A 22,805-nucleotide genomic window follows, 5' to 3' on the forward strand; every position below is an offset into this window, starting at 1 on the left:
GAGAATTTCTTCATCGGCGGGTTCCATGAAGGGCACGGGCGCAGGGGAAGGCGCCCTGCCTGCGAAAAAGTTAAAAAAGGCTGCAAAAAAAATTAGTCAGCAAAACGTCAGAAGTTAACGGTCTGTAAACGATGATATTTCAACGCCCTAGGCTGGGTGCTGACCAAATCGCGCGTCACATGTTCCGGTTTATTCCTTTTATGTTCCCAATATGGCCGCTTGTGGATGGCGCCAAACACCATCTCTGCCCATTGGTGCCCTAGCTTGCCCATGCTATCCCAAATCATATTAAAGCTGTCCCAATGGCGGGATGATGGGTGCAAGGGTTTCTCGCGGTGTTTGTCTCTACCTATGAAACTGCGCTTGATGCGAAGGGCCGGGTCTCCGTCCCGGCGTCTTTCCGCGCAGCTCTGGGTGGCGGCTCACGCATCTTTGTCTGGCCTGCGCTCGACGGGTCGGGATGCCTTGAGGGCGGCGGCGATGAGCTGATGGCCGTCTACCGCCAGACGCTGGCCCGGATGGCGCCCACAGACCCCAAGCGGCGCGCCTTCATGCATGCGATCTTCACCCGCTCGGCCGATCTCAAGATGGACGATACCGGCCGGATCACGCTGCCCGCCCACCTTCTGGAGGCCGCCGGCATCACCAAGAAACTGGTCTTTGCCGGGGCGTTCGACCGCTTCCATATCTGGGAGCCGGACCGCTTCCAGGCCTTCGATGAGAAGATGGCGCAGACAGCTCTGGAAAATCAGGATGCGCTCAATGAGCCGTTCCAGCAGGCCCTCAATGCAGGCAACCTGCCCAGCGTGCCGGCTGGCGGCGCGGGGGGTGACTGATGGGGCATGTTCCCGTTCTTCTGAATGAAGTGGTCGCCGGGCTTGCGCCGCGTGATGGCGATCTCATCGTTGACGGCACGCTGGGTGGCGGTGGTTATACGCGCGCGATCCTGCAGGCGGCCGACTGCCGCGTGATCGGCATCGACCGCGATGAGACCGCAATCCGCCGCGCCGAACAATCGACCGAACCCGGTTTTGACCGCCTCACGCCAGCGCTTGGCTGTTTTGGTGACATGAAGGCGCTGGTTGCGGGCCTTGGTCACGAGGGCGTTGACGGGGTCACGCTCGACCTCGGCGTCTCGTCCTTTCAGATCGACGAAGCAGAGCGCGGCTTTTCCTTCATGCGCGATGGGCCGCTCGACATGCGTATGGGCGGTAACGGGCCGACGGCCGCTGACGTCGTTAATACCCTGGGGGAGCGCGACCTTGCCAACATCCTCTTCCGGCTGGGTGAAGAGCGCCAGTCGCGCCGTATTGCAAAGTCTGTCTGCGAGCGGCGTCTTAAGGCTCCATTCACCACAACCCTCGATCTTGCCAGCCATATAGAAGACGCGATGGGCGGGCGCCGGGGCGCGCGGACGCATCCGGCCACCAGATCATTTCAGGCGATCAGGATGTTCGTCAATGACGAGCTTGGTGAACTCGCCAGAGCGCTGGATGGCTGCGAGGTGTTGCTGAAACCTGGAGGCCGCCTGGCCATCGTGACGTTCCATTCGCTGGAGGACAGGATGGTCAAGCAGTTCCTGAAAGAAAGGGCTGGCCAGACGGGCGGAGGCTCACGCTACCTGCCCGCGCCCGAAGAGGGGCCCGAGCCGAGTTTCAACCTTGTTCAGCGCAAGGCCATAGAGCCGGGCGAGGCCGAAGTGTCTGCCAATCCCCGTGCCCGGTCGGCAAGGCTTCGTCTTGCGACCCGCACAGATGCGCCGGCATGGGGCGAACCGGTCGATACCGGTCTCGACCTTCCTTCAATTGAAAGCGTGGAGGTCTCCTCATGAGCCGCCGCGCCTTTCTGGTCGGGCTGGGCGTTGTCGCCCTGCTCGTTTTCAGCCTCTACCGAGCAAAATATGGCGCCCGCGAAAGCGCCGAGGAGATCGACCGGGTTGAATCCCGGATCGAGGAGGCTGTGTCCGAACGCAAGCTCCTGCTTGGGGAGCTGAGCCACCTTTCCCGTCAGGAATGGATCGAGGAATATGCCCGCAATGAGCTTGGCATGGCGCCGCCGCGCGCTGACCAGTTCATCCGCGAAGAGGATCTCCCCCACATTCTTGGCCCCGTAGACAGCGCACCGCCTGAAGCAGGGGAGGTGTCGGATGACTGATGCATCGCTCGACAGACCAGAGGGCTCGGCGCTGCGGGCGCGCATTGTTTCGCTCGTCCTTTGCTTCGGCTTTGCCGCCGTCACCTTCAAGGCGGGGCTGGTCTCGCTCGCCGGCGCCTCTGAAGGCACCGGTGTCGCGCACGTCTTTGAGGAGAAGGTGCCGCGCGCCGATATTGTGGACCGGCACGGCGTCCTGCTGGCGACCTCCGTGCAGGTCTATTCCCTGTTTGCCGACCCGCGGGCGATCTGGGATCCGCGCGCGGTGGCGAAGGGTATTGTCAGTGTTTTTCCCGACATGGATGCAGAGGCCCTGACAGCCAGGCTTTCGGACAATGACCGCGCCTTTGTCTGGATCCGGCGGGGCCTCACCCCGCGCCAGCGAAAGGCTGTTTTTGATCTCAATCTTGAGGGGCTCGGCTTTCGTGAGGAGAGCCGCCGCGTCTATCCGCGCCGCTCCCTGGCCGGCCATGTGCTCGGTTATGCCAATACGGATGGAGAGGGGATCGCCGGGGTTGAGTTCGCGCAGGATGAAAAGCTCGCCGCCGGCGGCGAGCCCCTGCGTCTCACAATCGATTCAAGCATCCAGCACATGCTGGAAACAGAGCTGTCGGCTGCCGCTGTAGAGTATGAGATCGAGGGCGCGGCAGGTGTCATCCTTGATGCGCGCGAAGGCGAGGTGCTTGGTCTGGCCAGCTGGCCGCCGATTGATCCGAACCGGGCCCACAAACTGGCGGGCGATGACCCGGCGCGGACAAATCGCGCTGTGAGTTCCGTTTTTGAGTTGGGGTCAGTCTTCAAGCCGATCACCATCGCGGCGGGGATCGACACTGGCGCCATCCGCCCATCCGACAGTTTTGATGTCGATGAGCCGGTCGTGATTTCCGGGCGGCGCATCTCCGATTCCCATCATATCCCCGGCCCGCTTTCGCCTGCGGAAATCGTTTCCCAGAGCTCCAATATCGGCACCGTCAAGGTGGCCATGATGCTTGGCGCGCGCCGTCAGCAGGATGCGCTTGAAAGTCTCGGGCTGATGGAGCGCTCGCCGGTTGAGCTGGCGGGCAGCGCCGATCCCATCCTGCCCTCCCGCTTCGACGAAATCCACGCCGCGACCATCAGCTATGGTCACGGTATCGCCGTCTCCCCGCTTTCCTTTGCCGGGGCTTTCTCGATGTTCGCCAATAGCGGCGAGGTCGTAGAGCCGACCCTCATCATCGATCCAGATAAAACACGCGACGTGCACCGCGTCGTTTCCGCGCCCACGGCGTCTCTGGTGACGCAGATGCTGCGCGACGCTGTGCTGACGGGCACGGGCAAACAGGCCGAAGTCGCAGGCTACAGAGTTGCCGGGAAAACCGGGACAGCGGAGAAGCCTGTCCCTGGCGGTTATTCGCACAGCGCCAATATTGCCTCATTTGCGGCGGTCTTTCCCGCCGACCGTCCTCAATATGTCGTATTGATCGTGCTGGATTCTCCCAAGGCGGCTGTCGGACGTGGACGCACCGCGGCCTGGAATGCAGCGCCGACTGCCGGGCGGGTCATCAACCGGATCGCGCCTGCGCTGGGTGTGGAGCCGTATTTCGACGATCCCGACCGCTTTGAGAACCCGCTTGTACGCTCTGTCGCAGAAAGGAGAGGCGCGCTGTGAACCTCGCTGCCCTGTTCCCCGGAAAGAACCTGCCTGCAACGGTCGAGGTGACCGGTCTTTCTGCTGATAGCCGCAAGATCAGGCCGGGTTTTGTCTTTGCCGCGCTGAAAGGCGTGGCCGCCGATGGGCGGGAGTTTATTCCACAGGCCATCGAAAAGGGCGCGGCGGCGATCATCGGGCATGATCTGCCCGATACTGGCGACGCTGTGGCCATCGAGGTCGAGGAACCGCGCCTTGCGCTCGCGACGGCTGCGGCGGCTTTCTATGCGCGCCAGCCTCAGCATGTTGTCGCCGTGACGGGCACGAATGGCAAAAGCTCGACTGTCGATTTTCTGCGCCAGATCTGGGAAAGCGCCGGTCTGACCGCGGCCTCCATGGGGACGCTCGGCGCTATCGGGCCTCAGGGGCATATCGATCTTGGCCACACCACGCCGGACCCCGTCGCCATTCATGAGACGCTTGCCAAGCTTGCCGACCAGGGCGTGACGCATTGCGCAATGGAGGCATCCTCACATGGCCTCGTCCAGTACCGCCTCGATGCGGTGAAGCTGTCGGCTGGTGCCTTCACCAATCTGACGCAGGACCATCTCGATTATCACGCCGACATGGACGAGTACCGGGCAGCCAAGATGCGGCTCTTTTCAGAGCTCCTGCCTGAGGGCGCCCCGGCCATCATCAATGCCGACAGCCCGGAAAGAAACGCTTTTGAGGCGGGCGCGAAGGCGCATGGCCTGACCCCCTTGTCGGTGGGCTGGCGCGGCGATGACCTCAAGATCTGTGAACTGATGCCCAAGGCGACGGGGCAGACGCTCTTCCTCAAATGGCGCGGCGAAGAGACCGAGGTCGACCTTCCGCTCATTGGGGAGTTCCAGGCGCTGAATGCGCTCACGGCTGCAGGCCTTGCGCTGGCGCTCGGTGCATCGCTCGATGATATCCGCAAGGGACTTGCCGCTCTCAAGCCGGTCAAGGGCCGGCTGGAATTTGTCGGGGAGACGGACGCGGGCGCCGGCGTATTCGTGGACTATGCGCACACGCCGGATGGCCTCGACACGCTGATCCGTGCGGCGCGTCCGCACACGGCGGGCCGTCTCTTTGTGATCTTCGGCTGCGGCGGTGATCGTGACCGCAAGAAGCGCCCCATCATGGGCGAAGTCGCCGTTAAGCAGGCCGACGTGGTCATCGTTACGGACGACAATCCGCGATCTGAAAACGCTGCAGACATCCGCAAGGCGGTTCTGGAAGGCGCGAAGGGTGCGCTTGAGATCGGCGACCGCGCCGAAGCCATCCATCATGCCGTGGCTGAACTGAAGGCGGGCGACACACTTCTTATTGCCGGCAAGGGCCATGAGACCGGCCAGATTGTCGGTGACAAGGTCCACCCGTTCTCTGACCAGGATACAGCGCTTGCAGCGCTGAAGGAGCGTAAGGGATGACGACCCGGCCGCTCTGGACGTCCGAAGAGATTGCTGAGGCTACTGGAGGGCGCGTGACTGGCGTGTTCGAAGCCGGCGGCGTCTCCATCGACACGCGTTCGCTTGCAAGCGGCGACCTGTTCGTTGCGCTGAAAGACGTCCGTGATGGCCATGATTTTGTGCCGGCCGCTTTCGAGGCGGGTGCGAGTGCCGCGCTGGTCAGCCGTGAGGTGGAGGGTGCGACGGGCCCGCTGATCATCGTCGATGATGTCATGGTGGCGCTTGAGGCGCTCGGTATCTATGCCCGCGAACGGGCGGCGGATGCGGTCCGCATCGCCGTGACCGGCTCTGTCGGCAAGACCAGCGTGAAGGAAATGATCGCCCGCATCCACCGCGGCGCCGGCCGGGCGCACTGGTCGGTCAAGAGTTTCAACAATCACTGGGGCGTGCCTCTCACGCTCGCCCGGATGCCGGCCGATACCGAATTCGCCGTCTTCGAGATCGGCATGTCGACGCCGGGTGAGATCGCGCCGCGCTCGAAAATGGTCGCCCCGCATGTCGCCGTGATCACCAAGATCGCTCCCGCTCACCTCGAGGGTCTTGGCTCTATAGAAGGTGTGGCGCGGGAAAAGTCAGATATCGCGGCGGGCCTCATGGAGCCGGACGGCGTTGTCGTTCTGCCTGCGGCAGATGAATGGCTTCCGACGCTTGTGGAGCGCGTGCGTGAACTGAAACCGAATGCCCCGATTGCTGTGTTCGGACACGAGGGAGATGGCGCAAAGCTGGACTGGATTCCTAATCGTGACGGGGGATCGTGGATCGAGGCCTATGGCAGCGCCGGCGGGATGAGCCACATCGCGCTCGATACGCTGACCTGCAAGCTGGACGTAGAAATCCATGCTGTGGGCGAGCACTGGGCTGAGAATGTGGCATGCGCCCTGTTGGCCGCGGGCCTCAACAGCTCCGTCGACCTCTATCAGGCAGCGCTGGACCTTTCCGGCTATTCCCCGCCGGCCGGGCGCGGAACAGCGGAATTGCTCGCTATTCCCGGCGGCGGGGCCTTCGTCCTCGTGGATGACGCCTACAATGCCAACCCGGAATCCATGCGCGCCGCCTTGAAGAGTTTTGCCTCAAGAGAGGGAAAGCGGCGGCTGGTTGCGCTCGGGGAAATGCTGGAAGTCGGCGCGACCTCCGAAAAAGAACATATGTCGCTCTCAAAACCTCTGATTGAGACGGGTGCGGCCGTCGCCTTCCTGGCGGGCGCAGGAATGCGGCCGCTGCAGGGCGTCATCGAATCACAGATAGAATCGCACTGGGCTGAGAAGGCTGACGGGCTGGATTCGACAGTAAAAAACTCTCTGAAAGACGGCGATCTCCTCTTGATCAAAGGCTCGAATGCCTCCGGGATGGGCAAGCTCGCAGACAGGTTGCGCCAGTGGAGCAAGACCGCAGACGGGCAGGTGATGGACAGCGGCTCCAACGGGGCTGCAGGGGGTCGCGATGCTGTATGAGCTGCTGGCGGCGGATGACGGACTCTTCCGTCTTTTCAACTACACGACGTTCCGTACAGGCGGCGCGATCGTCACCGCATTCCTCTTTTCCGTGCTCACCGGCGACTGGGTCATTGCCAAGCTGAGAGAGCGTCAGGGCAAGGGCCAGCCGATCCGGGACCTGTCGCTTCAGGCCCAGCTTGAAAAGCGCGGCACCCCCACAATGGGCGGCTTCCTCATCTGGATCGGGCTCCTGCTGGCGACCCTTCTCTGGGCTGACCTCGGCAACCCATACATCTGGACCGTCCTGTTCGTGACGGTCGCCTTCGCTTTCCTCGGTTTCCTCGATGACTATGCAAAGGTGACCAAGCAGACCGACGCGGGTGTTTCTGCGAAGGTCCGCTTGATGGTGGAGTTTCTCGTGGCCGCGCTGGCTGGTGCTTTCATCATGGGACTTCACGGCGCGAACACGCCGCTTGGTCACGCTGAATGGGGCCCACTCAACGACGTCGCGCAGTACATTGCCTCGCTAGCGCCTCAGACCAGCCTCGACCCGAATGATCAGAGCTTTTCCGGCGGGGTCGCCGTCCCGTTCGTGAATGACTATTTCGTCCCGCTCGGCGGCTTCTTCATCCTTTTTGCCATGGTCGTCATCGTCGGCTCGGCCAATGCCGTGAACTTCACCGACGGCCTTGATGGCCTTGCCATCGTTCCGGTGATGTTTGCCGCTGCCTCCTATGCGCTCATCGCCTATCTGACGGGCAACATCATCTTTGCCGACTATCTCGGCATCCAGTTCACGCCTGGGGCTGGAGAGATGGGTGTCCTGCTCGGCGCGATGATCGGGGCAGGGATGGGCTTTCTATGGTTCAACGCCTATCCGGCGACTGTCTTCATGGGCGATACCGGGTCACTTGGCCTCGGCGGGCTGATCGGCGTCGTCGCCGTCGCCGTCAAGCATGAGTTCGCCCTTGCGATTATTGGCGGCCTGTTCGTTATCGAAGCGCTCTCCGTCATGATCCAGGTGGGCTGGTTCAAGGTCACCAAGCGCCTCACGGGCACCGGCAAGCGCGTCTTCCTGATGGCCCCGCTCCACCACCATTTCCAGAAGGAGAACTGGCCCGAGACCAAGGTCGTCGTCCGCTTCTGGATCCTGTCTGTCCTGTTCGCCCTCGCGGGCCTTGCCACGCTGAAGCTGAGGTAGCCCGCACCCGATGATCCCTATTACCGAATATGCTGGAAGAGACGTTGCGGTGTACGGCCTCGGCCGGACAGGCCTCGCGGCTGCGCGCGCCTTGAAAGCCGGTAAGGCAAAGGTCCATGCCTGGGATGACAATGAGGCCAGCCGGGCCAGGGCGGAAGCCGAAGGCATTCCGGTGTCGGATCTCAACAAACGCGACTGGCAGAACTTCGCCGCCCTTGTCCTTTCGCCCGGAATACCGCTGACACACCCCCAGCCACACCGTCTGGTCCGCCTGGCGCAGATGACCAATGTCCCGGTGGTCGGCGATATGGAGCTCTTTGCGCGCGCCGTTCAGTCCCTGCCGGAAAGGGGGCGTCCAAAAGTCATCGGTATCACCGGCACCAACGGCAAATCCACGACCACCGCCCTTATCGGTCACATCCTGAAGGAGTGCGGGCTCGACGTGCATGTCGGCGGCAATATCGGTACAGGCGTGCTCGACCTGCCGGCGCTGCACGCCAATGCCTATTATGTGCTGGAGCTTTCCTCCTACCAGCTCGACCTTGTCAAAAGCCTGCGCTGTGACGTTTCGGTTCTGCTCAACATGTCGCCTGACCATCTGGACCGCCATGGCGACATGTCCGGCTATGTCGCGGCCAAGAAACGTATCTTCAATAATCAGACGCGCGGCGACACGGCAGTGGTGGCGGTCGATGACAAACACACTCAGTGCATCGCCATGGAGCTGGCCGGGCGCGGCGATGTCCGTCTGGCGCGCGTGTCGTCCGAATTCGCGCTCGGCCGGGGCGTCAGCGCCATCGATGGCAAACTGTTCGACAGCCTTGCCAGTAATGCGGTCCGCGTGGGTGACCTTGGCGAGTCTGCCACACTGCCGGGTCGCCACAACTGGCAGAATGCGGCGGCTGCCTATGCCGCCTGCCGCGCGTTGGGTCTTGATCCGGGCCGTATTTTCGCCGCCATCACGACCTTTCCGGGCCTTGCCCATCGTATGGAGCAGGTCGGCGAGATTGATGGCGTGCGGTTCGTCAATGACTCCAAGGCCACCAATGCGCAGGCCGCCGAACAGGCTCTTCGTGCCTATCCACGCGTCTACTGGATCGCTGGGGGGCGTGCCAAGGAAGGCGGTATCGAGCCGCTGCTTCCACTGATGGATCATGTCGCCAAGGCTTATCTGATCGGTGAAGCGGCCGACGATTTTGCCCGGACGCTGGACGGCAAGACGGCGCATGAGACCACAGGCACCCTGGAAAAGGCGGTGGCCGATGCGTTTCGGGACGCCAAAGCCTCCGGCGATGAAAATCCGATCATCCTCTTGTCGCCTGCCTGCGCGAGCTTTGACCAGTTCAAGGATTTCGAGGCGCGTGGCGACTCGTTCCGCGAAGCCGTCGAGGCGCTGGGCGGTGACGCACTTCGGCCTGTCATGCAGGAGTCGGCATGAGCGTGTCGCTCGGCAATACGGTGGTCCTGCCCCGGTCCGGTTCAGCGGTCAGTGAGTGGCGCCTCAGTGTCGACTGGCCCATCCTTGCCGCCGCGCTGACGCTTCTGGGGCTTGGCCTCATGCTGTCTCTCGCCGCCGGGCCGCCTGCCGCAGAGCGCCTCGGTTACGCCGACCCCTATCATTTCGTGAAGCGCCATTGCGTCTTTGCCGCTGGCGCTGTGGCCGTGCTGACCCTCTCCAGCATGCTGAGCCAGGTCTGGGTCCGGCGGGCCTCTGCGCTGATCTTTTCCGGATCTTTCGTATTGCTCGTCGCGATCCTCCTTGTTGGCCACGAAGCCAAGGGCGCAGAGCGCTGGGTGCAGATCGGCGGGTTCACCTTGCAGCCATCGGAATTTGTGAAGCCCGCACTGATCGTCCTGACGGGCTGGCTGCTGGCCCAGCGCAATCTCTATCCTGGCGGGCCATGGGGCGTGATCGCTCTGGTCTTCTATGTCGTGATCCTTGGCCTTCTGCTGCTCCAGCCGGATGTCGGCCAGTCGGCCCTGCTGACAGCCGCCTTCATCGCTACCTTCTTTGTCTCTGGCCTGCCCTGGCGCTGGGCGGCGGCTTTCTTTGCCGGGGGTGTCGCACTCTGCGGCGCGCTATACGCCCTGCTGCCGCACGTGCGCTACCGGGTGAACAGCTTCATCAACCCATCCGACTATGACACCTACCAGATCGACAAGGCGTCGGAGGCGATTGCGCGCGGGGGCTTCCTGGGCGCCGGGCCGGGCGAGGGGACGGTGAAGACCAGTCTGCCGGACGCCCATACCGACTTCATCTATGCTGTGCTTGGCGAGGAATTCGGCTATGTGGCTGCGCTCCTGGTGATCGGGCTTTTCGGCTATATCTGCTGGCGCGGGCTGCGCGCGGCCTCTCGGGTGCGCGATCCCTATCCGCGTGCCGCCGCCTCCGGCCTTTTTACCCTGTTCGGGCTGCAGGCGGCGATTAATATCGGGGTCAATGTCAGCCTCATTCCACCCAAGGGCATGACGCTGCCTTTTATTTCCTATGGCGGGTCTTCCATGATCGGCATTGCGCTTACGCTCGGCCTCGCCCTGGCGCTCATCCGGCGACAGAGTTCGTCCGCATGGGTGCGGTATGGCTGACAAACCTCTCGTCATCATAGCTGCCGGCGGCACAGGCGGACACATGTTTCCGGCGGCCGCCTTCGCAGAGGAGATGCGTTCGCGCGGCTGGCAGGTTGGTCTTATCAGCGATGCGCGCGGGCTTTCCTATGCCAGTGAATTTCCGGCCGACTGGAAGCAGGAAGTCGGTGCGGCCAGCCCGAATCTGCGCAAGCCCTGGACCTTGCCGGGCGCTGCCCTGAAAATCTGGCGTGGTATTTCACGGGCGACGCGCCCGATGAAGGAGACCAGACCGGCTCTTGTGGCGGGCTTTGGTGGCTATCCGGCCTTCCCGGCGCTCAGCGCGGCGCGCCGGCGCAAGATCCCGATCCTTATCCATGAACAGAACGCCGTTCTCGGACGGGTGAACCGCCAGTTTGCATCGAAAGCGAAGGTGGTTGCCTCAGGCTTTCCGCGTCTCGACCGTCTGCCAGACGGAGTGCGGCATGCCCCGGTCGGCAATCCCGTGCGCGCGCCCATTGCGGCCAAGCGTGATGTGCCATTCCCGCCCACCGATGGCGAGCTGACGATCTTCATAACCGGCGGCAGCCAGGGGGCCCGTATCCTGGGTGAGATCATTCCGCTTGCCATTGCCAACCATCTGCCGGCACCGCTCCGGGCGCGGCTGAAAGTCGTTCAGCAGGTTCGCGAAGAACAGCTGGATGATGTGCGCGCCGTTTATGACAATGTCGCCGTTCGCCATGAGCTGAAGTCTTTCTTTTCCGACATGCCGGAGCGGCTTGCTGCCGCCCATCTCATCATGGCGCGGTCCGGTGCGGGCACGGTGAGCGAGATCGCGGCGGTCGGACGCCCCTCCATCCTTATCCCGCTCAAGATCGCTATGGACGATCACCAGACCGCGAATGCAGAAGCGCTGGTGGAGGCTGGCGCTGCCGATGTCGTTCTGGAGGACAATCTCTACCCGAATCTGCTGGGCGAACTGATCAAGGTGCGCCTTGAGGACGAGGCGGGCCTGAAGGAGCGGGCAGAGCGGGCGAAAGCTGCAGGCACGGTGACCGCCGCGCGCGACCTTGCGGACCTCGCAGAGAAGGCCGCCGGGCGCTAGGCGACCTCACGGCAGGCATGCGTACGGTGCATCGTCGCCTGCTTGAGCCACTCCCAGCCAAAGGCGTCTTCACTATCCCCATGCTTGCGCCGAAGATCCAGGCGCTCAAGGGCTTCCTCCAGTGTGGGCTCGTGGCCTTCGGGCACCCACCACATCACGAAGTGCATTTCCGCCATGAGCTCAAACCATTCAGCCCGGCGTTCATAGAACTTCTTGTGCACTGTGCCCCAGACAAAACGTTCGAGGCTTTCGACATCCTTCCAGACGGTGAGATTGGAGACATATTGAGGGTCGCCGCCGATCTTTGCCTCGGTGTTGCCGGTTCCCGGTTCACCGGAGCCTTCCATCATCCAGACAAAGCCCGGCATGCGCTTGCCGAGGCTGTTGACCATGTCGAGATTGTCCATGAATTCGCGGACCCTTGGGTCGTCCGTGGGGGCGACGAGCCGCCCGACATTCAGTTCAGCGAGATGCATGTTCATCAGCCTGTTCTCCTCATCCTCGCTATAACTGGCGTGGCCGCGAGAGAGGCGCAAGCCGACCCTGCCTTTAAATCGCCCCCTCGCAGCCATGTCAGCATGCAGGTGCTTGCCTAGTCTGGTCTCCCCACGCTACTGCGGAAGTCCCTTTGTCCCATGCCTTTTGAAGTCTCATCCCGAATGCCAAACAAACCTTCGCCCTTTGATCTCGGTCCGGCCCATCTTGTTGGTATAGGCGGGATCGGCATGTCCGGGATCGCCGAGATCATGATCAATCTCGGCTACAAGGTTCAGGGCTCGGATGTAAAAGAGAGCGCCAATGTGGAGCGCCTGCGCGCCAAAGGCGCAACCGTTCATATCGGCCACAAGCCGCAGAATGTCATCGGGGCCGGGGCGGTGATCATTTCCTCGGCCATCAAGAACGACAATCCGGAAGTCGTTGCCGCGCGCGAATCAGGAATTCCGGTTGTGCGGCGCGCTGACATGCTGGCAGAGATCATCCGCCTCAAATGGACCGTTGCCGTCGCGGGCACGCATGGCAAGACGACCACCACGACCATGGTCGCCGCGCTGCTCGATGGGGCTGGTATCGACCCGACCGTCATCAATGGGGGCATCATCAACGCCTATGGGTCCAATGCGAAGGCGGGCACGGGCGACTGGATCGTGCTGGAGGCAGATGAGAGCGATGGCACCTTCACCAAGCTTCGCGCGACCATCGCCATTGTCACCAATATGGATCCTGAACATATGGAGCATTACGGCTCAATGCAGGCGCTGCGCGACGCGTTCGACACCTATGTGAAGAACATCCCCTTCTACGGGTTCGGCGTGCTCTGCACCGACCATCCGGAAGTCTCTTCCATGGTGGCGCGCGTCTCCGACCGCCGCATCCTGACCTACGGTTTCAACCGCCAGGCCGATGTGCGGGCCATCAATCTCTCCTCCGACCGGGACGGGGTGACCTTCGACGTCGTCCTGCGTGAGCGGCTGGGCAGGGGCGTCTCCTCGATAGAAGGGGTGCGCCTGCCGATGGCGGGGGACCACAATGTCTCTAACGCGCTCGCCTCAATCTGCGTCGCGCTTGAGCTTGGGGCGAGCCCCGATCAGATCCGCAAGAGCTTTGCCAATTTCGGCGGCGTGAAGCGCCGCTTTACGCCTGCCGGTGAATGGAACGGTGTCCGGATCATCGATGATTATGGGCACCACCCGGTAGAGATCGAAGCCGTCCTGAAGGCCGCCCGCGCCATGCAGGGCGACAATCGTGTCATCGCTGTGGCCCAGCCGCACCGCTATTCACGTCTGCACGACCTCTTCAAGGATTTCTCCGGCTGCTTCCATGACGCGGATATCGCCCTCATCGCCCCGGTCTATGCCGCTGGCGAGGACCCCATTGAGGGTGCCACGCATGAGGCGCTGGTCCGGGCTATCGCTGAGAACGGCCATCCCGATGCGCGCGCCATGGATACGCTCGATACCCTGCCGGACACGATCCGGGACATCGCCCGTCCGGGAGACCTGATTGTCTGCCTCGGGGCTGGCGATATCACCGTGCATGCGAATGCGCTGGCCGGAAAACTGGCTGGCTAGATGGCAAGCTGGCGCGATAACCTTCCCGATGTCCGTGGCAAGCTCCTCCACGACCAGCTATTGGCGCCTTATACCTGGTTTCGTGTTGGCGGGCCTGCCGACGTCCTTTTCCTGCCCAAGGACGAGGATGACCTTGCCGATTTCCTGAAAGCTCTGCCGGAAGAGGTGCCCGTTCATTTCATGGGCGTTGCCTCCAACTCCATTATCCGAGATGGCGGCGTAGAGGGCGTGACGATCAGGTTGATGGGTGGTTATTGGGGCAGCGTTGAGCCGATCGGGCCGCACTCGCTCTTTGCCCGTGCAGGCGCGCTCGATCTTGCCGTTGCCAAGGCATCGGCAAAGCACGGTATTGCGGGCCTCACCTTCTTCTCCGGGATTCCTGGCTCCATTGGCGGAGCGGTCAGGACCAATGCCGGCTGTTATGGGCGCGAGCTGAAGGACGTCGCCAATCAGATCGAGGGCATCACCCGGTCCGGCGAGAAGGTCCGTTTCGAGGCTGAGATCGCGCAATATGGTGATCCGAAGGTGGACTTTTCCTACCGCCATTCGAACTTTCCAGACGACATTATCGTTACCGGTCTTTTGCTGACGGGGTCGGGCGACGGCGATCCTCAAGCCCTGGAGCAGGAAATCGCCGACCATCAGGCCCGGCGGGCTGAGACACAGCCGATCAAGGACAAGACGGGCGGTTCGACCTTCGCCAATCCCGACCCCCCCGGCACACCGAACCAGCGCTCAAGCTGGAAACTGGTCGATGCGGCCGGCTGCCGGGGCCTTCGCGTCGGCGGCGCGCAGGTCAGCGAAAAGCACTGCAACTTCCTGATCAATACAGGCGAAGCGAGCGCGGCAGACATTGAAGCGCTGGGCGAACTGGTCCGCGCCCGGGTCCTTGACGTCACAGGCGTCGACCTGCGCTGGGAAATCCGCCGGATTGGCCGACTACAGGCGCCCCGCCGCGCCGATTAGTCCTGCTCTTCCATTTCCTCGTGAACCTGACCCCAGGCGAGAATGGCAAACAGACCAGCCCCGCCGATGATGTTGCCGAACAGTGCTGGCAGCAGATTTACGCCGATCAGTTTGAAAATGCCCTGTTCACCGGCGAGAGCCACCATGAAGAGCTCTGCGGAGCCGACCACGACATGGGCAAATTCTCCCAGCGCGATGAGATAGGTAAAGAAGAGGATGACCCAGAACTCGCTGCCCTCTGAACTTGGCATCATCCAGACGAGCGCGGCGATCAGGAACCCTGCCGGCAGGGCCCGCACAAAGGTCTCGCCCGGGCCCCAGTGGGCAACATGAAGGCTGAGTTCAAGGGCGATAGCGCTGACATCCTGTGACATGGCGCCGGAATAGGTCCAGAAGATCGCCGCGATCAGCGTGCCCGCCATATTGGCAAGAAAGACCGTACCCCATAGCCGGGTCGTGCCGAGAATAGTTCGCCTGCAGGGGTCAGCCAGCGTGGGCAGAACAGCTGTCACCGTATTCTCGGTAAAAAGCTGCAGCCGGCTCAGCATCACGAGCAGAAAGCCCGCCGCATAACCGAAATTTTCTACCAGCGGCCGCCAGTCCGTGTCCGGCAGGCTTTTTCGCAGATAGGCTTCCATCACCAGCGACATGGAAATTGCCAGTCCCGCCGCGATGCCCGACCACCAGATGGAGCTTTGCGGACGCGACAGCTCCGCGCGGCCCTCCTGGCGGATAATCTCATAGACAATGCGCGATTTCAGCCGTGTCAGCGTGGCCGCTTCCTCGCGCTCCTCCTCGGTAATGTGTTCTTCGTCTTCGTGCTCGACAGGCTTTGCATCATCTACGGACATCAGAAGCGAACGCGCCAGCGTTCGCTATGTTCAAGCGTGGGCATCTGCAGTCGATGCGCGCTTATGGAAGGACTGCCTTAATTTCTCGCCTGCTACGTGTTTGTGTCTGGCAAGCCCTGCTTCGGGGCCTTTCACAGTCTGGAGGTGAGCCATGAAACGCGTTGCTGTCGTCTATGGAGGCTGGTCTTCCGAGCGCGAAGTCTCCCTGTCCTCGGGCGAACAGATGCTGCGCGCGGCGAAGGCGGCCGGCTATGACGCTGTCGGTATCGACGCGACGCGAGAGCTTGCCCGCCAGATCGAGGCGGCAAAGCCGGATGTGATCCTTAATGGTCTGCATGGCCCCTGGGGCGAGGATGGCTGCGTTCAGGGCCTCTTTGAGATCCTCGACATTCCCTACACACATTCGGGTGTTACGGCGTCTGCCATTGCGATGGACAAGCGCAAGTCGAAGGCGGTCTACAGCCAGGCCGGTCTCGATATCGCCAGGGACGTTGCCGTGACCCGTGAAGAGGCGGCGCGCGCCCACCCGATAGAGCCGCCCTATGTTATCAAGCCAGTCAACGAAGGCTCCAGCTTCGGTGTCGTCTTTGTGCGCAAGGACAATAACGGCCCCTCGCAGCTGCTTACCTCTGCTGACTGGGCCTATGGCGACAATCTCATGGCCGAGGAATACATTCCGGGCCGGGAGCTAACCGTTGCTGTTCTGGGCGAAAGGCCACTGGCTGTAACCGAGATCACAACATTAAGAGAGTTTTACGATTTTGATGCAAAATACGCTGCAGGTGGATCGCGTCACGTGGTGCCGGCAGACGTTCCGGAGCGGGTAACCAACGCAGCTCTGGAAGCCGCGCTGAAGGCGCATCAATCCCTCGGATGCCGGGGGGTGTCGCGGTCCGATTTTCGTTTTGACGAGGAGAAGGACCGGCTCGTGATCCTGGAAACAAATACCCAGCCAGGAATGACTCCGACCTCTCTCGTCCCCGAGCAGGCCGCTTATACAGGCATGACCTTCGAAGCCCTGGTGAGCTGGATGATCGAGGACGCTTCATGCCGAAGGTAAAGGGCAAGACACAGAAACGGGCCCCGCAGGGCCGCCGGCGCACCGCGCCGCCGCCGCCCCAGGTCGAGCCATCGCGTGCTGATCCCGCCTCCATCGTGACGGGGCTTGTGCTGGTCGTGGCTGTTATCGTGGCTGGCGCTGCGCTGCTTGGCGGCTCCATGTCGAAGCTCGGCGCAGGGGTCTCTGGCGCAGTCGACAGCACGGCAGCAAGCCTGGGCTTTGCCGTGCAGGACGTACGGATCGTCGGCCTGCAGCAGGACACGCGCCGCGCTCGCCTCGTTCAACAGACGGCCGGGATCGAGACAGGCGACAACATGTTCCGCGCCGACCCGCACACGATTCGCAGACGTATCCTTTCCAGCGGTCAGGTCACCAGCGCGCAGGTGTATCGCCTCTGGCCGAACCAGATCCTCATTCACGCCTCGCCCGCGCGTGCGGCGGCTGTCTGGCATGATGGTGAAGCCTGGCGTGTCATCGACGGCACGGGTCAGATCATGGAAGGTCTGGCCGCGCAGGACTATGCGGACCTCATCCGGCTTTCGGGCGCGGAAGCGCCGGCCGGCGTGCCCGCACTTCTCCGGTTTCTGGCGGAGGCTGGCAGTGTGTCCGAACGCCTTTCCTACGCAGAGCGCGTTTCGCGCCGGCGCTGGGACATCAGGCTGCGCAACGGTCTCCTCATCCGGCTCCCGCCGGATACAAGTGTGGCACGGGCGGCGAAAGAACTCGCCGCTCTGGATGGGTCGGCGCGCCTGACCGAGCGCTCGCTCGCCCGGATCGACCTTCGTGTGCCGGAACGCACATTCCTTGAACCCCTAGACGAAACGGACGCGGCCGGCGTCCCCGCAGAAAGCTGAGCATGGCCAAGGCAGACCTTAGACTTAAACCCTCCCGCGCCGCCCGAATCGGCCAGACCGTTGCATCGCTCGATATCGGCAGCTCCAAGATCACATGTCTGATCGGACGGTATGATCCCCAGGCGCGCGCCGGCTTTTCCTTTCTCGGCGGCGGGCGTCAGCAGTCGCGCGGCTTCAAGGATGGCTCGATCACGGACATGGAAGCGCTGGAGCGTTCCATCCGCCTCGCCGTGGAGGACGCAGAGCGCCAGGCCGGTGAACGCATTGATTCAGTCGTCCTCGGTGTCACTGGTGCACGGGTCACCTGCGAATTCGTGGGCGCCCTTAATGATCTTGGCGGCCGTGAGGTCACGTCCAAGGACCTGAAAAAACTGCATGCCCAGGCGCTCGGCAAGATCGACGCACGCCAGCGTGAAATCCTCACCGCCCATCCGGTTCTTTACCGCCTCGACGAGCAAGATGGCATTACCGATCCGATTGGCATGATCGGCCAGAAGCTGAGCGTTCTGCTCTCGGTGATCAGCGCGCCGCAATCGCTTGTGCGCAATCTGGTGGAATGCGTCGGGCGGGCGCACCTCAATGTCGACCGTCTCATCCCGTCGGCGCTCGCCAGCGGGGCAGGGACGCTGATCGATGACGAGGTCGAGAATGGCGCGATCTGCATCGATATGGGCTCCGGCGTGACAACGGCCTGCGCCTTCGTGAATGGCGTGCCGGCCTGGCTGGGTGTGGTTCCCGCCGGCGGCGCAAAGGTGACGGGCGATCTCGCCCAGGGCATTGGTACGACCTTCGCTGCGGCCGAGCGGATGAAAACCATTTATGGTAATGCCGACCTTGCGAGCGCGAGCCTCTCTGAAAAGGTGGAGGTTGCCCGTCTTGGCGACGATGGTCGGCTGTGCGCCAGCCATATGACGCGCGGCGAACTGGCGGCCTTCATTGCCCCCCGGATCGATGAGACATTTGAGTACGCTGCCGGTCTCATCGCAAAGAGTGAGCTCAAGAGAATCATGCCCCGCCGCACCGTCCTGACGGGCGGGGGAAGCCTCATGCCAGGGGTGCGTGATGTCGCCTCGCGCGTCCTCGGTCAGCCGGTCCGCCTCGGCAAGCCGGTGGACGCCGATGTTCTTGGTGAAACGCATGCAAGTCCGGTCTTTTCCACCGCCGCGGGTTTGTTATCGTACGAATCACGGGGTTTCATTGATGTGTCGCGGGCTGGCGGTTCATCAGGACAAGGAGAGTCCTCGGGCAAGACAGGTTTGGTGAACAAACTCTTTCGCTGGTTGAATGAAAATTTTTAACAGCGAGGCAGAATCCCTTAACCCTCTCTTAGTCAGACGCATGCAGTCTGCGCCTATGGACCCTCACAGGTAGATTGGCAAAGGCGGACTATTCATGACTCAGGAACTCAAGCCGCGGCTCGTCGTGTTCGGTGTCGGCGGGGCTGGCGGCAACGCAGTCGACAATATGATCGAGGCGAACCTTCAGGGGGTTGAGTTCGTCGTGGCAAACACGGACGCGCAGGCTCTGGAGCGCTCGAAATGCGAGACGCGCATCCAGCTTGGTCCAGAAACGACAGCCGGACTCGGGGCAGGCGCCAAGCCTGAAGTCGGCGCCGCCTCGGCCGAAGAATCCATTGAGGAAATCAGCAAGTGCCTTGAGGGCGCGCACATGGTCTTCATCGCTGCCGGTCTTGGCGGCGGCACGGGCACCGGTGCGGCGCCTGTCATCGCGCGCGCTGCCCATGAGCGCGGCATCCTGACCGTCGGCGTTGTCACCAAGCCTTTCAGCTTTGAAGGCAACCGCCGCATGACCATCGCAGAAGATGGTCTGACCGAAATGCGCAAGGCGATCGACACCATGATCGTCGTGCCGAACCAGAATCTCTTCCGCGTTGCCAATGAGCGCACCACTTTCGCCGACGCCTTCCGCATGGCCGACGATGTGCTCTATTCCGGCGTCCGCGGGATTACAGACCTCATGGTCATGCCTGGCCTCATCAATCTCGATTTTGCCGATGTGCGCACAATCATGAAGGGTATGGGCGCTGCCATGATGGGCATGGGCGAGAGCGAAGGCGAAAGCCGCGCGCTCGATGCGGCCCGCGCCGCCATCGACAACCCGCTCCTCGACGATGTCTCGATGAAAGGCGCCCGCGGCGTGCTGATCTCGATCACGGGCGGCTATGACATGACGCTCTTCGAAGTCGATGAAGCGGCCAATGAAATCCGCAAGGAAGTCGATCCGGACGCCCACATCATTCTGGGCTCCACATTCGATCCGGAGCTTGAAGGCAAGCTGCGTGTCTCCGTCGTTGCCGCTGGCATCGATGCCGCGCACGGCCTGGTCGCAAGTGACCACGACGTTGCCGCACCTCAGCCAGAGCGCACGACCGCTGCGTCGCCGCTCGCCGTTGAAACGGAAACGCTTGAGGAAGAGGCTGCGCCAGCGGCTGCCGAATCCAAGAGCGAGGATGAGGCAGAGATCGAACGCCCACGCGTCGTGATCAGCGACCTCGACGACGATGACAAGGTCGAGGCCGACCCTCGCCCGGATTTCGCAGGCCGGAAGCTCCCGGCGGCCCACCTTGACTCGGCCAAGGGCGACGACCGCGTCAGCGCAGGCGACGTATTCAGCCGCCCCGCCTCCAAGCCGGCGTCCTCCGGCAAGGCCGGGTTCGGCAATCTGTTCGGCTGGCCCAAATCGGCTGGCCAGGGCGACAATGACACCGGTTCGGAAAGCGTGGAGGAAGACATCGTGTCTTCGCCGGACGACTATCCGAACGCCGCGCCCTTCGATGATGCCGACCTTGAAATCCCGGCATTTCTCCGCCGCTCTGCTAACCGCTAGGCAGTAACAAGGCGTGTAAACGAGGATAAGGAAGGGCGTCCATCCGGGCGCCCTTTCGCATTGTAATAATGCGCAATATTCATTGTTTTGAATCTTGGCCCGACATCCTTTTCTTAGGACCCTGAGAGAAGAGGTCCGTATGAGCCGTCTGCAATACCAGCAAACCATCAATTTCCCCGTGGTGTGCGCCGGCGTCGGTGTTCACAGCGGTGCGCGTGCGCGCATCGTGATGAAGCCGGCCGCGGCCGGAACGGGGATCCGGTTTCGCCGCACCGATATTGATGGCTGCGAGGACATTATCGCGCGGGGCGACTTTGTAACCGAAGTCCAGCTCGGCACCACGCTGACCAATGAGGCTGGCCAGTCCGTCGCGACGGTGGAGCATCTGCTTGCCGCCTGCGCCGGTGTCGGCGTCGACAACCTCATCATTGAGATTGATGGCCCCGAAGTGCCGATTATGGATGGCTCTTCGGCTGTCTATTGTGAACTTATGCTCGCAGCGGGGCTTCGCCAGCAGCGCGCCTTCCGTCGCCGTATCCGTATCCTTGAGACGGTTGAGGTGTCAGATGGTGTCAAGCGCGCCAGCCTCAGCCCGGCGCCGGACGATTATCTGTCGATCCATGCAAAGATCGAATTTGAGAGCCGCGCAATCGGCACCCAGCAGATGGCGCTGCGCATGCTGCCCGGCATGTTTGCCCGTGACATCGCGTTTGCCCGCACCTTCGGTTTTGCAAAGGACGTTGAGAAACTGAAATCGATGGGCCTTGCCCGCGGCGGCTCACTGGAAAATGCGGTCGTCCTCGATGGCGATAATATCGTCAATCCGGAAGGCCTTCGCTCAAGCGATGAGTTCGTGCGTCACAAGATCCTTGATGCGGTGGGCGATCTCATGCTGGCCGGTGCGCCGATTGCCGGCGTCTATGAAGCCCGCCAGCCCGGTCACGCGCTTAATAACAAGCTTGTGCGCGCTCTGCTTGAGGATACTGACGCCTGGTGCTGGGAAAGCGATGCCGATCAACTGAGCGCCCAGCCTGCAGCTTCGGCCGCCGGTTAGGCACCCACTCTAACCCATTTAAACCGGAGAGCTGCTCGCTTTAGTCGGCGCGCGGCTGATGTCCGTTCGACACGGCGCGTTTTGGCGCCTCGCCGCCCTGATCTGCATCCGCCAGCGCACGGATCATGTTCAGCACCGAGGTGCGAACCCGTTCGTCGCTGATCCGGGTCAGGCTGCGGACGCATTCAATGGTGAAACGTGAGGAGGACTGAAGCTCCTCATCGCCATCATCACCGTCAAGATCATTCAGACCCTCGAAAAACCAGCCTGGCGAGACATCTAGCCGCTCGGCGAGCAGATAGAGACGTCCTGCGCTCACGCGGTTGGCGCCCGTCTCGTATTTCTGGATCTGCTGATAGGAAACGCCCAGGGCCTCTCCCAGCTGATCCTGCGTCAGACCTGCCAGAATTCGGCGTCTGCGAATACGCTCACCCACAATGGTGTCGACTTCGGACGCAGTGAAATTTGACGGATCTACGGACATGTTTTGTGCCTCTTCGGCGTTTGTGCCTTTTCGGGCGGTTCGAGAGAATCTTTCGGGCTAGGCGTTAAGTTTAACCTCAGTTAGTCTAATATACCAGACTAACAAGGAATTCGCGCCCCTCTTCCTGTAGCCTATGCCTTTACAAGCTCGCTTCCAGCGGCAAAGTGCGGCGCAGTTCGATCTCAAGACCGGTATATGTAATGAAGCGCTCGCTTGTCAGCTCCCTTTCAGTTCTCACCGTCGCCCTTGTGCTCGCAGGCTGCAATTCGAACCGTCAGGCACGCGAGCTGGCCTATGTCGAGCGCCCTGTCGAGGCCCTCTACAACGCTGCGGCCGATGAGATGGACAGCCGCGACTATGTCAGCGCGATCGAGCTGTTCAATGAGGTTGAGCGCCAGCACCCCTATTCGGAATGGGCGCGCCGCGCGACATTGATGTCGGCCTATGCCTCCTTCCGCTCGCGCCGTTACGACGATGCGATTTCCACGGCCCAGCGTTATCTCTCCCTGAACCCGGCCGGTGAGGGCGCACCTTATGCCTATCATCTGATCGCGCTCAGCTATTTCCAGCAGATCGTCGACGTTGGCCGCGACCAGCGCACGACCGAACTGGCACGTGACGCCCTCAATGACGTCGTCCGCCGTTTTCCCGACACCGACTATGCCCGCGACGCGCGTGTGAAGCTCGACATGGTCAGCGACCAGCTTGCCGGCAAGGAGATGGAGATCGGCCGCTGGTACCTGCGCCATAACCAGCATCTGGCTGCCGTAAACCGGTTCAAGACCGTCATCGACGACTTCGATACGACCTCGCACACCCCCGAAGCGCTGCACCGGCTGGTGGAGGCCTATCTGTCTCTCGGCCTGCGCGATCAGGCGGTGGCGGCGGCCTCGGTCCTCCAGTACAATTATCCCGACAGCGACTGGTACGAGAACAGCTACGCCCTGATCGAGGGCTCCAATGGCAGCCGGCGGCAAGCCGGGGGCAAAGGCTGGCTCAGCCGGATCACGCCCTGGTAGGAACAGGGCGAGAACAGGCTTGTTCT

At 62.2% G+C, this 22,805-nt stretch carries 21 protein-coding genes; 18 read left to right on the forward strand and 3 right to left on the reverse strand.

Annotated features, from left to right (window positions below; genetic code table 11):
• Positions 1 to 317: 317 nt before the first annotated feature.
• The 10 genes from ABNU55_RS01845 to murG are packed head-to-tail and all read left to right on the forward strand — an operon-like array spanning position 318 to position 11,575.
• Complete coding sequence (locus tag ABNU55_RS01845) at positions 318 to 836, forward strand: division/cell wall cluster transcriptional repressor MraZ (RefSeq protein WP_290753066.1); 519 nt, start codon at positions 318 to 320, stop codon at positions 834 to 836.
• Positions 836 to 1,831, forward strand: a complete 996-nt coding sequence (rsmH, locus tag ABNU55_RS01850) for a 16S rRNA (cytosine(1402)-N(4))-methyltransferase RsmH (RefSeq protein ID WP_290753069.1) — start codon at positions 836 to 838, stop codon at positions 1,829 to 1,831. The genes ABNU55_RS01845 and rsmH overlap by 1 nt, the downstream gene beginning before the upstream one ends.
• Positions 1,828 to 2,154, forward strand: a complete 327-nt coding sequence (locus tag ABNU55_RS01855) for a septum formation initiator family protein (RefSeq protein WP_290753071.1) — start codon at positions 1,828 to 1,830, stop codon at positions 2,152 to 2,154. The genes rsmH and ABNU55_RS01855 overlap by 4 nt, the downstream gene beginning before the upstream one ends.
• Positions 2,147 to 3,799, forward strand: a complete 1,653-nt coding sequence (locus ABNU55_RS01860; RefSeq protein WP_290753074.1) for a penicillin-binding protein 2 — start codon at positions 2,147 to 2,149, stop codon at positions 3,797 to 3,799. Before ABNU55_RS01855 ends, ABNU55_RS01860 begins: the two co-directional genes overlap by 8 nt.
• Positions 3,796 to 5,232: a UDP-N-acetylmuramoyl-L-alanyl-D-glutamate--2,6-diaminopimelate ligase gene (locus ABNU55_RS01865; protein WP_290753076.1), complete on the forward strand. Its 1,437-nt coding sequence runs from the start codon at positions 3,796 to 3,798 to the stop codon at positions 5,230 to 5,232. The genes ABNU55_RS01860 and ABNU55_RS01865 overlap by 4 nt, the downstream gene beginning before the upstream one ends.
• Complete coding sequence (murF, locus tag ABNU55_RS01870) at positions 5,229 to 6,722, forward strand: UDP-N-acetylmuramoyl-tripeptide--D-alanyl-D-alanine ligase (protein ID WP_290753079.1); 1,494 nt, start codon at positions 5,229 to 5,231, stop codon at positions 6,720 to 6,722. Before ABNU55_RS01865 ends, murF begins: the two co-directional genes overlap by 4 nt.
• On the forward strand, positions 6,712 to 7,905 hold the full coding sequence (gene mraY, locus ABNU55_RS01875; protein WP_290753082.1) for a phospho-N-acetylmuramoyl-pentapeptide-transferase: 1,194 nt from the start codon (positions 6,712 to 6,714) through the stop codon (positions 7,903 to 7,905). The genes murF and mraY overlap by 11 nt, the downstream gene beginning before the upstream one ends.
• Positions 7,906 to 7,915: 10 nt before the next feature.
• Entirely contained in the window at positions 7,916 to 9,343 is a 1,428-nt protein-coding gene (gene murD, locus ABNU55_RS01880; RefSeq protein ID WP_290753086.1) for a UDP-N-acetylmuramoyl-L-alanine--D-glutamate ligase, read from the forward strand.
• Entirely contained in the window at positions 9,340 to 10,491 is a 1,152-nt protein-coding gene (ftsW, locus tag ABNU55_RS01885) for a putative lipid II flippase FtsW (RefSeq protein ID WP_290753088.1), read from the forward strand. Before murD ends, ftsW begins: the two co-directional genes overlap by 4 nt.
• Positions 10,484 to 11,575 carry an undecaprenyldiphospho-muramoylpentapeptide beta-N-acetylglucosaminyltransferase gene (murG, locus tag ABNU55_RS01890; RefSeq protein ID WP_290753090.1) on the forward strand — a complete coding sequence of 364 codons (1,092 nt, stop codon included), beginning with the start codon at positions 10,484 to 10,486 and terminating at the stop codon, positions 11,573 to 11,575. The genes ftsW and murG overlap by 8 nt, the downstream gene beginning before the upstream one ends.
• On the opposite strand, the gene ABNU55_RS01895 is transcribed toward murG, so the two are convergent.
• A complete protein-coding gene (locus tag ABNU55_RS01895; protein WP_290753093.1) occupies positions 11,572 to 12,057 on the reverse strand; it encodes a DUF3291 domain-containing protein in 486 nt (161 codons plus the stop codon). The genes murG and ABNU55_RS01895 overlap by 4 nt on opposite strands.
• A 177-nt stretch (positions 12,058 to 12,234) precedes the next feature.
• Here ABNU55_RS01895 and murC point away from each other — a divergent pair, with 177 nt between their 5' ends.
• Complete coding sequence (murC, locus tag ABNU55_RS01900) at positions 12,235 to 13,644, forward strand: UDP-N-acetylmuramate--L-alanine ligase (RefSeq protein WP_290753095.1); 1,410 nt, start codon at positions 12,235 to 12,237, stop codon at positions 13,642 to 13,644.
• Positions 13,645 to 14,610 carry a UDP-N-acetylmuramate dehydrogenase gene (gene murB / locus ABNU55_RS01905; RefSeq protein WP_290753098.1) on the forward strand — a complete coding sequence of 322 codons (966 nt, stop codon included), beginning with the start codon at positions 13,645 to 13,647 and terminating at the stop codon, positions 14,608 to 14,610. It begins immediately after the preceding gene.
• Here murB and ABNU55_RS01910 read toward each other — a convergent pair.
• Complete coding sequence (locus ABNU55_RS01910; RefSeq protein WP_290753102.1) at positions 14,607 to 15,461, reverse strand: formate/nitrite transporter family protein; 855 nt, start codon at positions 15,459 to 15,461, stop codon at positions 14,607 to 14,609. The two genes, murB and ABNU55_RS01910, sit on opposite strands and share 4 nt — an antisense overlap.
• 151 nt (positions 15,462 to 15,612) lie before the next feature.
• On the opposite strand from ABNU55_RS01910, the gene ABNU55_RS01915 reads away from it, so the two are divergent.
• The 5 genes from ABNU55_RS01915 to lpxC all read left to right on the forward strand — a co-directional run bounded on the left by ABNU55_RS01915 (position 15,613) and on the right by lpxC (position 21,276).
• Positions 15,613 to 16,521: a D-alanine--D-alanine ligase gene (locus ABNU55_RS01915; RefSeq protein WP_290753104.1), complete on the forward strand. Its 909-nt coding sequence runs from the start codon at positions 15,613 to 15,615 to the stop codon at positions 16,519 to 16,521.
• Entirely contained in the window at positions 16,509 to 17,375 is an 867-nt protein-coding gene (locus tag ABNU55_RS01920) for a cell division protein FtsQ/DivIB (protein ID WP_348764204.1), read from the forward strand. Before ABNU55_RS01915 ends, ABNU55_RS01920 begins: the two co-directional genes overlap by 13 nt.
• Positions 17,376 to 17,377: 2 nt before the next feature.
• Complete coding sequence (ftsA, locus tag ABNU55_RS01925) at positions 17,378 to 18,673, forward strand: cell division protein FtsA (protein ID WP_290749196.1); 1,296 nt, start codon at positions 17,378 to 17,380, stop codon at positions 18,671 to 18,673.
• A 94-nt stretch (positions 18,674 to 18,767) separates the two neighbouring features.
• On the forward strand, positions 18,768 to 20,222 hold the full coding sequence (ftsZ, locus tag ABNU55_RS01930; protein ID WP_290749193.1) for a cell division protein FtsZ: 1,455 nt from the start codon (positions 18,768 to 18,770) through the stop codon (positions 20,220 to 20,222).
• A gap of 139 nt (positions 20,223 to 20,361) precedes the next feature.
• On the forward strand, positions 20,362 to 21,276 hold the full coding sequence (gene lpxC, locus ABNU55_RS01935) for a UDP-3-O-acyl-N-acetylglucosamine deacetylase (protein WP_290749190.1): 915 nt from the start codon (positions 20,362 to 20,364) through the stop codon (positions 21,274 to 21,276).
• Between the two features lie 40 nt (positions 21,277 to 21,316).
• Here the strand turns inward: lpxC and ABNU55_RS01940 are convergent, their stop codons facing one another.
• Positions 21,317 to 21,760: a helix-turn-helix transcriptional regulator gene (locus ABNU55_RS01940; protein ID WP_290749188.1), complete on the reverse strand. Its 444-nt coding sequence runs from the start codon at positions 21,758 to 21,760 to the stop codon at positions 21,317 to 21,319.
• A 200-nt stretch (positions 21,761 to 21,960) separates the two neighbouring features.
• Here ABNU55_RS01940 and ABNU55_RS01945 point away from each other — a divergent pair, with 200 nt between their 5' ends.
• Positions 21,961 to 22,779, forward strand: a complete 819-nt coding sequence (locus tag ABNU55_RS01945; RefSeq protein ID WP_290749186.1) for an outer membrane protein assembly factor BamD — start codon at positions 21,961 to 21,963, stop codon at positions 22,777 to 22,779.
• Positions 22,780 to 22,805: the final 26 nt, after the last annotated feature.

Source organism: uncultured Henriciella sp., assembly GCF_964005855.1.
Taxonomy (GTDB): domain Bacteria; phylum Pseudomonadota; class Alphaproteobacteria; order Caulobacterales; family Hyphomonadaceae; genus Henriciella.